General features: G+C 64.1%; 18 protein-coding genes. 5 read left to right on the top strand and 13 right to left on the bottom strand.

The genetic code is table 11. The annotated features are described in order from the left end of the window. Positions 1 to 422: helix-turn-helix domain-containing protein (locus tag NKI70_RS28420; RefSeq protein WP_352725643.1), on the bottom strand; the 422-nt coding region annotated here is incomplete at its 3' end. Between the two features lie 361 nt (positions 423 to 783). Between NKI70_RS28420 and NKI70_RS28425 the strand changes: the two genes are divergently transcribed. After that, positions 784 to 1,416, top strand: a complete 633-nt coding sequence (locus tag NKI70_RS28425) for an HAD family hydrolase (RefSeq protein ID WP_023676998.1) — start codon at positions 784 to 786, stop codon at positions 1,414 to 1,416. Positions 1,417 to 1,438: 22 nt separating this feature from the next. Here the strand turns inward: NKI70_RS28425 and NKI70_RS28430 are convergent, their stop codons facing one another. The 7 genes from NKI70_RS28430 to ureC all read right to left on the bottom strand — a co-directional run bounded on the left by NKI70_RS28430 (position 1,439) and on the right by ureC (position 7,039). Further along, positions 1,439 to 2,206, bottom strand: coding sequence for a class II aldolase and adducin N-terminal domain-containing protein (locus tag NKI70_RS28430; protein WP_023676999.1), 768 nt, complete (start codon positions 2,204 to 2,206; stop codon positions 1,439 to 1,441). Positions 2,207 to 2,286: 80 nt separating this feature from the next. Further along, positions 2,287 to 2,928 carry an urease accessory protein UreG gene (gene ureG / locus NKI70_RS28435; RefSeq protein ID WP_023677000.1) on the bottom strand — a complete coding sequence of 214 codons (642 nt, stop codon included), beginning with the start codon at positions 2,926 to 2,928 and terminating at the stop codon, positions 2,287 to 2,289. Beyond that, positions 2,925 to 3,365: a DUF3995 domain-containing protein gene (locus NKI70_RS28440; protein ID WP_023677001.1), complete on the bottom strand. Its 441-nt coding sequence runs from the start codon at positions 3,363 to 3,365 to the stop codon at positions 2,925 to 2,927. The genes ureG and NKI70_RS28440 overlap by 4 nt, the downstream gene beginning before the upstream one ends. Further along, positions 3,362 to 4,063 (bottom strand): urease accessory protein UreF, encoded by a 702-nt coding sequence (locus NKI70_RS28445; protein ID WP_031211833.1) that lies wholly within the window; start codon positions 4,061 to 4,063, stop codon positions 3,362 to 3,364. Before NKI70_RS28445 ends, NKI70_RS28440 begins: the two co-directional genes overlap by 4 nt. Continuing rightward, on the bottom strand, positions 4,044 to 4,628 hold the full coding sequence (locus NKI70_RS28450) for an urease accessory protein UreE (protein WP_023677003.1): 585 nt from the start codon (positions 4,626 to 4,628) through the stop codon (positions 4,044 to 4,046). Before NKI70_RS28450 ends, NKI70_RS28445 begins: the two co-directional genes overlap by 20 nt. Positions 4,629 to 4,685: 57 nt before the next feature. Further along, the gene (locus tag NKI70_RS28455; protein WP_023677004.1) at positions 4,686 to 5,279 is read right to left on the bottom strand and encodes a hypothetical protein; all 594 of its coding nucleotides are present in this window, start codon (positions 5,277 to 5,279) and stop codon (positions 4,686 to 4,688) included. Between the two features lie 47 nt (positions 5,280 to 5,326). Then, positions 5,327 to 7,039, bottom strand: a complete 1,713-nt coding sequence (gene ureC / locus NKI70_RS28460; RefSeq protein WP_031211834.1) for an urease subunit alpha — start codon at positions 7,037 to 7,039, stop codon at positions 5,327 to 5,329. 179 nt (positions 7,040 to 7,218) lie between these two features. On the opposite strand from ureC, the gene NKI70_RS28465 reads away from it, so the two are divergent. Both NKI70_RS28465 and NKI70_RS28470 read left to right on the top strand, forming a co-directional pair. After that, positions 7,219 to 7,602 (top strand): hypothetical protein, encoded by a 384-nt coding sequence (locus NKI70_RS28465; protein ID WP_023677006.1) that lies wholly within the window; start codon positions 7,219 to 7,221, stop codon positions 7,600 to 7,602. 126 nt (positions 7,603 to 7,728) lie between these two features. Continuing rightward, positions 7,729 to 8,223 carry a hypothetical protein gene (locus tag NKI70_RS28470; RefSeq protein ID WP_023677007.1) on the top strand — a complete coding sequence of 165 codons (495 nt, stop codon included), beginning with the start codon at positions 7,729 to 7,731 and terminating at the stop codon, positions 8,221 to 8,223. 26 nt (positions 8,224 to 8,249) lie between these two features. Here NKI70_RS28470 and NKI70_RS28475 read toward each other — a convergent pair whose 3' ends face one another. Genes NKI70_RS28475 through NKI70_RS28495 form a run of 5 tightly spaced genes read right to left on the bottom strand, consistent with a single transcriptional unit; the run spans position 8,250 to position 10,614 of the window. Next, positions 8,250 to 8,555: an urease subunit beta gene (locus NKI70_RS28475; protein WP_352725645.1), complete on the bottom strand. Its 306-nt coding sequence runs from the start codon at positions 8,553 to 8,555 to the stop codon at positions 8,250 to 8,252. 7 nt (positions 8,556 to 8,562) lie between these two features. Next, positions 8,563 to 9,156 (bottom strand): HupE/UreJ family protein, encoded by a 594-nt coding sequence (locus NKI70_RS28480; RefSeq protein ID WP_352697270.1) that lies wholly within the window; start codon positions 9,154 to 9,156, stop codon positions 8,563 to 8,565. A gap of 28 nt (positions 9,157 to 9,184) precedes the next feature. Then, positions 9,185 to 9,442: a DUF1272 domain-containing protein gene (locus NKI70_RS28485; RefSeq protein ID WP_352697272.1), complete on the bottom strand. Its 258-nt coding sequence runs from the start codon at positions 9,440 to 9,442 to the stop codon at positions 9,185 to 9,187. Positions 9,443 to 9,461: 19 nt separating this feature from the next. Continuing rightward, positions 9,462 to 9,764, bottom strand: coding sequence for an urease subunit gamma (locus NKI70_RS28490; protein ID WP_023677011.1), 303 nt, complete (start codon positions 9,762 to 9,764; stop codon positions 9,462 to 9,464). A 28-nt stretch (positions 9,765 to 9,792) separates the two neighbouring features. Then, positions 9,793 to 10,614 (bottom strand): urease accessory protein UreD, encoded by an 822-nt coding sequence (locus tag NKI70_RS28495; protein ID WP_502898947.1) that lies wholly within the window; start codon positions 10,612 to 10,614, stop codon positions 9,793 to 9,795. A 223-nt stretch (positions 10,615 to 10,837) separates the two neighbouring features. On the opposite strand from NKI70_RS28495, the gene NKI70_RS28500 reads away from it, so the two are divergent. Continuing rightward, positions 10,838 to 11,092: an acyl carrier protein gene (locus NKI70_RS28500; protein ID WP_023677013.1), complete on the top strand. Its 255-nt coding sequence runs from the start codon at positions 10,838 to 10,840 to the stop codon at positions 11,090 to 11,092. Between the two features lie 4 nt (positions 11,093 to 11,096). Continuing rightward, positions 11,097 to 12,305 carry a beta-ketoacyl-[acyl-carrier-protein] synthase family protein gene (locus NKI70_RS28505; protein WP_352697274.1) on the top strand — a complete coding sequence of 403 codons (1,209 nt, stop codon included), beginning with the start codon at positions 11,097 to 11,099 and terminating at the stop codon, positions 12,303 to 12,305. Positions 12,306 to 12,351 lie beyond the last annotated feature (46 nt).

The raw sequence follows: 12,351 nt of genomic DNA on the forward strand, positions 1-12,351 counted from the left end.
GGGGCGTATGATGCGGGCCTCGGGCGCGATGTGCCCGGCTGGTGGGCGCGCGGCCCGGCTCCCCCCCGCCTTCGCCCCCCCCGCGACCGCAGCCGCCGTTCGATCTCGGCCGCCGCCGCCTCGGCGACGCCGATGACGGTGGAGGAAGAAGAAGGGTCGCTCGGCACCACCTCGACCAGATCGAGCGCAAAGCGCGATTTCAGCCGTGCCGCAAGGTCGAGGCAATTGGCGATCGGATGGTCGACGCGCACCTTGATCAGCCCTTCGGAGACTGCGAGCGACACCAGCCGCTGCGCCGTCTGCCGCGAGATGCCAAGCGTGGCGGCGATCTGGTCCTGGGTGTTGCCTGCGACATAATAGAGCCAGCCGGCACGCGCCGCGTCGTCCAGCCTGTTGCCGCCGCTGTCCTGCCGCGAATTCAAGTTCCTGCCTCCCAACCCCGCCGAGCACAAGAGGCGGAGCGCAGTAGTTTCGCAGGGAATGAACTTGCGCGCAATTGCCTATTGTAAGAGCAATTGCTTAGTGATGAAACTTGGGTGTTTGGAGCGAAGTGACAGGTCGACCCAGTCTCGTTGCAACAGCAAGGCTGTCGAGGTCGCACCAATCACGGTTCTAAAGCGCGTTGCGTTCGATCGACCTCATGCGACGCGTTTTAGGTTCCTTTTTATGCATGTCGTCATCGCAAAACCGCTGCACACTTTGCGCGACATGCATTAGCGGGGACGCGGCGGTTTATCTCGCGCGCTAAACGCTTTAAGGAATTTTTTGAGAATGGAGCCTTGCATGACGCCGAAAGCGGTTTTCTGGGATATGGACGGCACGCTGGTCGACAGCGAGCCGCTGCACGAGGCGGCGCTGATTGCGGCGCTGCACAGCGTCGGCATCGCGCCGCCGGCCGACCTGCATGAGCGCGTGCTCGGCATCGCCGCATGGCCGGTCTACGAAATGCTGCGCGACGAGTTCGGCCTCGACCTGCCTTTCGACGACTGGATCGTGCGCAAGTACGATCACTATCTGCCGATGGCCGAAACGCTGACGCCACGCACCGGCGCGATCGAGATTTTCAATGAGCTGCTCGCGCTTGGCGTGCCGCAAGCGGTGGTGTCCAACTCCGACAGGCTGATCGTCGATGCCAATCTGCGCGCCGTAGGCCTCGTATATCCCGGCATGAAGACGGTCAGCCGCAACGACGTGCGTGAAGGCAAGCCGCATGCCGAACCTTTCCTGCGCGCCGCCTGGTTGGCCGACGTCGATCCCGCCGAGGCCGTGGCGGTCGACGACAGCGTGACTGGCGCCACGGCGGGGCTGGCAGCTGGAATGAAGACGATTTTCTGGCCAGAGGTGCCCATGGAGGGGCCGCCGGGGGCGATTGTCATCAACAGCGCCGGCGAATTGCGGGCCGAACTCGGGCTTTAAGCCAGGCCCGGCGGGACCGCGCTCAACTCCGGTAGGCAGGCTCCTGCTCGTCGAGGATCGCCTTCAGTTCGGAAAGGTGGCGCTCGGCCTGGCCGGGATAGTCTTCCTGTTCCCTTGCCGCTTTCTCCGCGATCTCATCCGACAGTACCCGCAGCGGCCGGCCGGTCCACAGCGCCTTGATATAGGTTTCGGCGGCGCGCTCGAAATAGAACATGCGGTTGAAGGTGTCGGCGACGCTGTCGCCGATGACCAGCACGCCATGGTTGCCCATCACCATCACCTTGACCTTCGGGTCGACAAGAAGCTGCGAGCAGCGCTCGCCCTCTTCCTCGAAGGCCAGCCCGCCATAATGAGCGTCGACGACATGGCGGTTGAAGAAGATCGCCGAGTTCTGGTCGATCGGCGGCAACGTCGAGTCAGCGAGCGAGGCAAGCACGGTGGCGTGGATCGAGTGGACATGCATGACGCAGCGTGCATGACGCACGTTGCGATGGATGGCACCATGCAGGCCCCACGCCGTCGGGTCGGGCGCATTCGGGCCGACCAGCGTGTCGGGATCATTGGCGTCGATCAGAAGCAGATCGCTCGCCTTGATACGCGAGAAATGCACCTGGTTAGGGTTCATCAGGAATTGCGAGCCATCGTCGTTGACCGCCAGCGAAAAATGATTGGCCACCGCCTCATGCATGTTAAGCCGCGCCGTCCAGCGGAAGGCGCAAGCCAGATCGACGCGCTCCTCATAGAACGGCAGGTTGGTCAGCACTTCCTTCTGCAGGCGCGTGATGCTCATCGTAACCTCCGTGAAAGAAGCAAGGATGCCGCGCGGCTGGAACACGCGCAACCGGTTTCGTTTGGTACAGGCGAGCGCCGTTATGCCGCCGTGCTGGTGGCCGCGCCGACCCGAAGCCCGCCATGCTCGACGATGAAATCGATCACCTCCTGCAGGCCCTTGCCGCGCGACAGGTCGGTGAAGCCAAACGGCCGTTTGCCGCGCATGCGGGCAGCGTCGCGTTCCATGATGTCGAGATTGACGTTCACATAGGGCGCAAGGTCGCTCTTGTTGATGACCAGGAAATCGGACCGGGTGATCGCCGGTCCGCCCTTGCGCGGAATCTCCTCGCCCTGGCAAACCGAGATGACATAGAGCGTCAGGTCGGCAAGGTCCGGCGAGAAGGTGGCGGCGAGGTTGTCGCCGCCCGATTCGATGAAGACGATGTCGAGATCCGGGAATTTTTTGGTCATCTCGGCGATCGCCTGCAGATTGATCGAGGCGTCCTCGCGAATGGCGGTGTGCGGGCAGCCGCCGGTCTCGACGCCGATGATGCGATCCTCGGGCAGCGCCTGAAGCCGGGCCAGCATCATGGCATCTTCCTTGGTGTAGATGTCGTTGGTGACGACGGCGATCGAGAACTCGTCACGCAGCGCCTTGCAGAGCTTTTCGGTGAGCGTCGTCTTGCCGGAGCCGACCGGGCCGCCGATGCCGATGCGAAGAGGACCGTTGGCTTGTGTCATCTAGGGAACTCCGTGATGGCAAGAATGGCGAAGCCGAGCCCGATCAACAGACAGAGCGGCGAATAGTAGCTGACATCAAGCCGCGCGAAAGGCTGTTCGGGCGCCAGCCGGCGCCACCACGGCGTGAAGCCGGCAATGCCGCGCGCCAGGAAGACCAGCGCGATGAGCAGCGCCGTGGCGGCCAGCCCGGCCTTGGGAAAGGGCGTGGCGAACACGCCTTCGAGCGCCATCGGCCACAGCGTCGCCAGGCCGAGGCAGGCGGCAACGGCGAAGCTGGCGAAGGGTGCCGGCATCTCGTCGACGCCGCGAAAGCCGATGACCGCGCGAGCGCAGGAGGCGGCGTCCCTGCCCGGCCAGATGCCGCCAATGCCCCAATAGACATGCAGTGCTGTGATCAACAGCAGGACCAGCGAGAGCGCGAAAGCGAGGACGATCATGAGCGGAACAGCCGCGAATACTGGGCTTCGTGCTTCATCGCCGTGACGTCGGAGATGAAAGCGCAGCCGCCGAGATCATCGAGGGTCGAGCCGGCAGCGCGGTCGGCCGTGGCCAGGGCAAGCGGTTCGAAGGCGGCCAGTAGCGTCATCGCGGCACTCTGGCCAACGATGCCGAGCCGGATCGCGGCCTGGACGAGATTGGAGAAGAAGGCCTGCAGAAAGGCCGCCAGGGCGTCCCGCAGCGCAATGCCGTGATCGCCGGCAACGGCGCCGACGGCAACGCAATAGGCACATTCGGCCGGCAGGCGATCCAGCACCTGGCACGGCCAGGCGAAGGCCGCCTTCAGGAAAGCAGCGCCCTGCAGCATGGTCTCGGCATGGCGCTCGCGCGAGCCTGCCAGAGCTTCGGCAAGGGCGACGATTTCATCGAGATCGCCGGTTTCGCGCCCCCTGCGCCAGCTTTCGGCAAACAGCACCGCATCATTCCAGCCCGAACCCATCTCGACCAGCGTTTCCAGCCACGCGGCGAGCTCTTTGCTGTCGGCAACCAGCCCGGCATGCACGGCTTGCTCGAGACCATGGCTGTAGGAAAAGCCGCCGACCGGGAAGGAAGGCGACAGCCACGCCATCAGCCGCAACAAAGCAATATTGGAAGGCTGGGCAACGTTGGAAGGCTGGTCAGTCATGGTCATGGTCATGCGAATGGCTGTGGGAATGCGATTCGCTATGGGTATGGGAATGCGCTTCGGCGTGGCTGTGCGCATGCGCCTCGGCATGAGCGTGGCCGTGGCCGCCATGCCCGGAATAGGCGCCGCGCACCGGCTTGAACGGCTCGGAGACGTCGCTAACGGTGGCGCCCAATCCCTCCAGCATCGCCTTGATGACATGGTCGCGCAGAATGAGGATGCGCCCAGCTTCGATGGCGGCTGCGAGATGGCGGTTGCCGATGTGCCAGGCAAGCTCTGCCAGATGGACAGGGTCGCTGGCCCGGACGTCGTAGAGCGCCTCCTCGGCCGCGATGATCTCGATGTGGCGGCCATCCTCCAGCACCAGCCGGTCACTATGGTTCAAGGTCACCGGTTCGGGCAGGTCGACCAGCACCTTGTCGCTACGGGCCGTTTCGATGGCGCGACGGCGCAGATGCCGCTCGTCATGGGCAAGCACCGCACTGTCGTATGGCGTGGTGGTTCCGGCTTCGCCCGCGGCCAGGACGGAGACGGCGCGCGGGAATTTGGTGAAGTCGGTGCGAATATCGAGCTTCATGTAAAAACTGCCTCTCCCAAAAAGCCTAGCCTATCGCGTCCGCCGCCCCAATGGGGCTCAGACGATCGTGTCGAAGAGCCGCAGGATGAACGATATCTGATAGACGAGCGCGCCGGCGACAAAGGCGATGTGAAAGCGGCGGTCGCGCAGCAGGATCGCAATGACGCAAAGCGCGACGAAAACCGGCGTGCGGATCAGATATTCGACGCCAAAATGGGCGAAATGCTCCGGCCCTTTCAGCAGCGTATCGATCACGTCGAGCAGATAGGTCGCCGCCAGCAGGCCGAAGAACCAGGCCCGGCGCGAATAAAAGAAATCCTCATAGCTGGTGTAGTCCAGCATCGAATCCGGAAACAGCAGTGCGCAGAGCAGGAACAGCGTGACGGCGTAGAAGATGATGAACAGGTATTTGCCGAAGGTCCAATTCTCGATCTGGAACAGGCCGAACTCCCACCACCAGAAATGCACCAGCATTAAAAGCACCGACGCAACCCAGGCGAGGTGCACGGGATAGAGCCGGTATTGGCCGGGATGCTGGACGATGCGGGCGACCCCCGACAGCAGGCGGGTGACGCCGAGGCCGATCACCATGCCCAGGACGATGCGGATATGCGGGAAAATGTCGTGGGCGTAGGGGAGTTGCGGGTCCATAAGCCTGGCGCGGCATGTTCTACATCGGTCGTTCTAACGCCTATGGTTCAGAACAGGAAGTAGCGTTGCGCCATCGGCAGCACGGTAGCCGGCTCGCAGGTCAGGAGTTCGCCGTCGGCGCGGACCTCATAGGTTTCGGGGTCGACCTCGACATGCGGCGTGGCGTCATTGAGCACCATCGAATGCTTGCCGATGCCGCCGCGGGTGTTTTCGACCGCGACCATCTGCTTGTCGACGCCGAGCCTGCCGCGCAGGCCTGCGTCGAGCGCGGCCTTCGAAACGAAGGTCACCGACGAATTGGTCATCGCCTTGCCGTAGGCCCCGAACATCGGCCGGTAATGCATCGGCTGCGGCGTCGGGATCGAGGCGTTGGGATCGCCCATCGGGGCGGCGGCGATCATGCCGCCGATCAGCACCATGTCCGGCTTGACGCCGAAAAAGGCCGGATTCCACAGCACGAGGTCGGCGCGTTTTCCCACCGCCACCGAGCCGATGTCCTTCGACAGACCATGCGCGATGGCCGGATTGATGGTGTATTTGGCGATGTAGCGGCGGACGCGGAAATTGTCGTTGTCGCCGGTCTCCTGCGGCAGCGAACCGCGCTGGCGCTTCATCTTGTCGGCGGTCTGCCAGCAGCGGATCGCCACTTCGCCGACACGGCCCATGGCCTGGCTGTCCGACGAGATGATCGAGAAGGCGCCGATGTCGTGCAGAATGTCTTCGGCGGCGATGGTTTCCTTGCGGATGCGGCTTTCGGCAAAGGCGATATCTTCGGGGATCGACGGCGACAGATGGTGACAGACCATCAGCATGTCGAGGTGTTCGGCCAGCGTGTTGATCGTGTAGGGGCGTGTCGGGTTGGTCGAGGACGGAATGACGTTAGGCAGGCCGCAGACCTTGATGATATCAGGCGCGTGGCCGCCGCCGGCGCCTTCGGTGTGGAAGGCATGGATGGTGCGGCCCTTGATCGCCGCGACCGTGTTTTCGACGAAGCCGGACTCGTTCAGCGTGTCGGTGTGGATCATCACCTGCACGTCGTAATCGTCGGCGACCGACAGGCAGCAGTCGATTGCAGCCGGCGTCGTGCCCCAGTCCTCGTGCAGCTTCAGCGAGCAGGCGCCGGCGAGCACCATCTCCTCGAGCGCGGCAGGCAGCGACGCGTTGCCCTTGCCCGACAGGCCGATATTCATCGGGAAGGCGTCGAAAGACTGGATCATGCGCGCCAGATGCCACGGCCCAGGCGTGCAGGTGGTGGCCAGCGTGCCGTGCGCCGGGCCGGTGCCGCCGCCGAGCATGGTGGTGATGCCCGACATCAGCGCTTCCTCGATCTGCTGCGGGCAGATGAAATGGATATGCGCGTCGAAGCCGCCGGCGGTCAGGATCTTCCCCTCGCCGGCGATGATCTCGGTGCCGGGACCGATGATGATGGTGACGCCGCCTTGGGTATCCGGATTGCCGGCCTTGCCGATCGCGGCGATACGGCCGTCCCTGAGGCCGATATCTGCCTTGACGATACCGGCGGTGGCATCGACGACCAACGCATTGGTGATGACGGTGTCGACCGCGCCTTGCGCGCGCGACACCTGGCTCTGGCCCATGCCGTCGCGGATGACCTTGCCGCCGCCGAACTTCACCTCCTCGCCGTGAAGAGTGAGATCCCTTTCGACCTCGATGAACAGCTCGGTGTCGGCGAGCCGGACCTTGTCGCCGACGGTCGGGCCGTACATCTGCGCGTAGGCGGCGCGGGTGATTTTAGCCATCAGCAATTGCTCCCGAAATACAGCCCGGAAATACCGCTTGTCGAAGCCGGGCCCCACATTGCCGCCATCCTATGGTCACGCAATGACCCGCTGAGCGACACTTTCCGATCCCATTTAGCGTTTGAGGTGGCCGGGCCACCCCAAAACGACCATTTGCCAATCGATGGAAAGGAACATCCATGCGCAAAACGACCCTTCTGGCAGCCGCCGCCACGCTGGTGCTCGCAACCGCCGCCAGCGCCCAGCAACAGCCTGCGCAGCAGCCCAGTCCGGCGCCGGCTGCGCCTGCTCCTGCCGCGCCCGGGGCGCAGCCGCAGGCGCCCACCATCCAGGCGATCAACGTCGTCGATATCAAGGATCTGCCCGCGGACACTCAAGCCAAGGTCAACGAGGTGATCGCCAAGCGCAGCGATGCCGACCTGCAGAAACTGCGCGGCTCGATCGACGCGACACCGCAGGTCAAATCCGCGCTCGAAGCCAAGGGGCTCACCTCGGCGCAGGTGATCGCCGCCAGCATGAGCACCAATGGCGCGCTGACGCTGATCACCAAGAAAGCGAGCTGACGAGACGAGGCGGCGGGCCGGCGCCCGGCCAGCCCGCCGCATCGCAAAGGGAACCTTCACGGGGGACGTTACGTTTCGGTCCTGTCGCCCTGACACGAGCCTCGAAAAGGACCCTGAGAACGAGCGATGGCGATCACCACCTTCTCCGACACCAGATGGCTGCATGGGATTGCCGCGACCGCGTTTCTGGCAGCCAGCATTCCGCACGCCGCGCTGAACGCGCAGAGCCTCGACAGCGCCGAGACCGTCAACCGGATCGTCGGCTCGGAGGTCGGCCAGGAAGAGACCCAGACAAATGCGGAAGCCGGCAAGGTCAGTTCGGCGATCGACCGCACGCGTGAAAACATCGCCGCCGTGCGCAAGACATCCAAGCTCGACAAGGTCGATATCGTGTTTCTTACCGATGCCGCGCGCACCGAAGGCGGCCCGCCGCCGGCGATCGAAAACAAGGTCAGGCAGCATCGGGACGACATCGCCGAGCTGCGCAAGGAGATCGAGGCGAACGCATTGCTGTTCAACGCCATCGATTCGCGGCGAGTGCAAACCGAGGACGTTCTGGCGGTGGAATTCGACGATCCGGGAAAGGTCGTCATCTATGCGGCGGCCAAGCCGCCCGGCTGAGCCGAAACTGCTCAACGCCTTCGATCTCACAGCGCGCCCATGATCTTCTGCTGAAATCCGTAGACCTCGTGCTTGCCGCCGAACGGCACCAGGGTAACGTCGCGCTCTTGGCCGGGCTCGAAGCGCATGGCGGTGCCGGCGGCGATGTCGAGGCGCATGCCGCGGGCCTTGTCGCGATCGAATCTCAGTCCCTCATTGGTCTCGAAGAAATGATAATGGCTGCCTACCTGGATCGGCCGGTCGCCGCTGTTGGCTACCTTCAAGGTGACCGTCGCCAGACCCTTGTTCAGTTCGATCTCGCCGCTTGCCGTGATGATTTCGCCGGGGATCATCGCGGCCTCACACGACGCCGAAAGCGAGGCCGGCGCCAATCGCGGCACAAGCGGCGCCAGCGGCGCGGGCAAGCCCGCGGAAGCGCCAGCCGAGGCCGAGACCGGCCGCGATGCCGACGGCGTGGAGCAGTGCCGTGGCAACGGCAAAGCCCGCCATATAGCCGAGTCCGCCGACATTCTCAGGCACCTCGGTGCCATGGGCATAGCCGTGGAACAGCGCGAACAGACCGATGACGGCAACGCCGGCCGAGACGGGAAGATCGACGGCGAGCGCAACCAGCAGCCCGAGCACCACGACGGACGCCAATATAGCAGGCTCGACGAAGACCATCGGCACATGCAGCATGCCGAGCGCGCCGCCGGCCAGCATGACGCTTACGAAGGCCAGCGGCCATGCCCAGATCGCTTTGTCGCCCTTGAGCGCGGCCCATAGCCCGACGGCAATCATCGCCGTCATGTGATCGAGGCCGGAGAGCGGGTGGGAGAAGCCGGCGGTGAAGGACCAAACCGTGCCGACGCCGACATGGGCATAGGCTGGCATTGCTGCCGCCAGCAGCAGGACCGCCGACAGCGTTGAGCGTTTCATCGTAGCGGTGATCATCGGCGTAGCTTCCATCTTCGAGTACCTCTCACGCCGCCTTGCGGGCCGGAGCGCAGCCCTCTGCCTTGAGGACGCGCTTGGTGGAGGCCGGATATTTCGTCAGCAGCGCTGCCGGACGGATCGGGCGGGCCGAGAAGTTGCCGCCGCAATTCGGACAGGCGCCGCCGAGCACGTTTTGTGCGCAGTCGGCGCAAAAGGTGCATTCGAAGGTGCAGATCACCGCATCCGTCGCATCGGGCGGCAGATCCTTGTCGCAGCACTCGCAGTTGGGACGCAGCTCAAGCATTTTCCTCTCCTTGGCGGTGTTATCTGATCGGCTCGTGCACAGTCACCAGCTTGGTGCCGTCTGGAAACGTCGCCTCGACCTGCACATCGTGGATCATTTCTGCAATGCCTTCCATCACCTGGGCCCGGGTGACGACATGGGCGCCGGCCTCCATCAGCTCGGCGACCGCGCGGCCGTCGCGGGCACCCTCGACGACGAAATCGGTGATCAGCGCGATCGCTTCCGGATGATTGAGCTTGACGCCGCGTTCGAGCCGCTTGCGGGCCACGATCGCCGCCATGGCGATCAGCAGCTTGTCTTTCTCCCTCGGCGTCAGATTCATGCTTTTTCCTGCGGTGGCAAAATCGAAATCAGAGTGACCATAATTTGGGCAGGCCCGCCCGTCCGTTGAGCAATTCGACAAGCGGCACCAGCCGCTTGCGGAGCTGGTAGCCGTCCTCGGCGAACAGCCTCGCAAGAAGCTTGCCAGATTTCCGCACGCTCCAGAAACTGACGCCGCCCTGGCCGCCGACTATGCCCCGGGCCGGCTCGAGCAAAGCCTCTGCCCGTGGCGACACCATCAGCAGCGTCGCCACGGCGACGGCACCGCCGGCCGCTGCGGGACGGCTCAAGGTGGCCGCAACGTCCGGCCCGATGCGGAACTCCTCTGCATGGACCAGCGCCCCGTCCTGGCGGACGCGCCAGCGGTCGTGGAAATGGCCTTGCGAAGCCCGTTCACCCATGGCCAGGCGGCCGAAGACGGTAGCCTCCAGGATCAGCGCCTCGGCTCCGGTGGCAAGCTCCACGTCAAGGCTGCGGGCAAAGGCCGAGCGGTCGAAGACGATGGTTTCCTGTGGCAGCCAGGCAATGTGGCCGTCTTCTCCGACAGTCAGCTGCACCCGCACTTCGGCGCGGTCGGATGCGGCGCGATAGATTTTCTCGCAGGCCTGCGTTGTTATGGTTGCGGAGGCGCCGGCACCGACATCGACCTCCCAGGCGAGACGGTCGCCACCGGTCAGCCCACCGGCGGTGTTGATCAGGACGGCTTCGAGCGGATCGGCCGAGACCGCCGGCATGCGGATCTTGGCCGAACCGTCCTGGTACAGACGCCGAAGACGCGTGCGGCCTCCGTTCCAGTCGCAGCCAAGCTGCGCGACGCCGGCAACACGCTGGGCCGGCGGCACTGAAGTCAAGCTATATGCGATCGTATCCACGACACCAACGTTAAGCACTGCGGCGGCTTTGTCGATATATAGCTTGTTGCTTGACAGCGTTTCGGTTTCTATAGAGGGAGCCACCTTGGTACGGTCACCGGCGCCTGGCGGGGGTAAAAGGCGACGATGACGACGTAATCGAGGACAAAAGGGGCGCTGATCAGTTGGCGTCGGGAAACGACAGAGTTGGGGAAGAAACCGAATGGCTGACCAGCTGGCAAACGATATCATCGCCAAGATCAAGGCTCATGCCGAGCCGGGCGGCGAGGAAATCACCACCAGTACCGAACTGACCGCCCTTGGCATCCATTCGCTGGAACTGACGGAGATCATCTTCGATCTCGAGGAAGAGTATGGCATCGAAATCGAGATGAACACTGTCGATGCCTGGAGCAATCTGAAGAATGTCGGCGACATGGTCGAGGCGGTTCGCGCGCTGATCGCGAAAAAAGCCTGACTGAATGCACAAGCGCGTCGTCATCACGGGCATCGGCGGATTATGCGGGCTCGGCACCAATGCACCGGCAATCTGGAATGAAATGCGCGCCGGCCGTTCGGCAATCGGCGCGATCGACAATCCGCTGCTGCATGATCTGAAGGTCAAGGTCGGCTGCGAAATCAAGGCGCTTCCCGAGCACGGCATCGACCGCAAGCAGGTCGTGTCGATGGACCGCTTCAGCCTTCTGGCGACGATCGCCGCGCGGGAGGCGGCACAGCAGGCGAGATTGAACCCGCACGCGGCCAACACCTACCGGATGGGCACCATCGTCGGCGTCGGCGTCTGCGGCTGGGAGGCAATCGAAGAGAACTATCGCGCCATCCTGCTCGAAGGCAAGAACCGCGCCGGCATCTTCACCGTCCCGAAAGTAATGCCGGGCGCTGCAGCCGGCCATGTCAGCATGAATCTTGGTCTGCGCGGGCCGGTGTTCGGCATCACCTCTGCCTGCTCGTCATCCAACCACGCCATTGCCTCGGCGGTCGATCAGATCAGGCTCGGCCGGGCCGACGTCATGGTCGCCGGCGGCACCGATGCGCCGCTGGTCTGGGGCATCCTCAAGGGCTGGGAGGCCCTGCGGGTACTGTCGCCGGACACCTGCCGGCCGTTTTCGGCCGACCGCCAGGGGCTCGTGCTCGGCGAAGGCGCCGGCATGGTGGTGCTGGAAACATATGAGCATGCCATGGCGCGCGGCGCCGCCATCCTTGCCGAAATCGCCGGCGTCGGCCTTTCCGCCGACGCCTCCGATATCGTCGCGCCAACCATCGAAGGGCCTGAGGCGGCGATGCGCTTCTGCCTCGTCGATGCCGGGCTCAATCCCGAGGACGTCGACTATCTCAACGCGCATGGCACCGGCACCAAGGCCAACGATCAGATCGAGACGGCGGCGATCAAACGCGTGTTCGGCGGCCATGCCTACAAGCTTTCGGTGTCCTCGACCAAATCGATGCACGCCCACTGCCTCGGCGCCTCCGGCGCGCTGGAAATGATCGCCTGCGTGATGGCGATCCGCGAAGGCATCGTGCCGCCGACCGCCAATTATCGGGAAGCCGACGCCGACTGCGATCTCGACATCACGCCGAACGTGGCGCGCGAACGCACCGTGCGCACCGCGATCAGCAACAGCTTCGCCTTCGGCGGCACCAATGCGGTGCTGGCGGTCAAGGCCGTGTGACCGCACCCCTTGCGGGTCCTTCACCGGGGCCGGCGAAACTTTCCAT

This window comes from Mesorhizobium sp. M0500 (assembly GCF_040321165.1).
Lineage (GTDB): Bacteria > Pseudomonadota > Alphaproteobacteria > Rhizobiales > Rhizobiaceae > Mesorhizobium.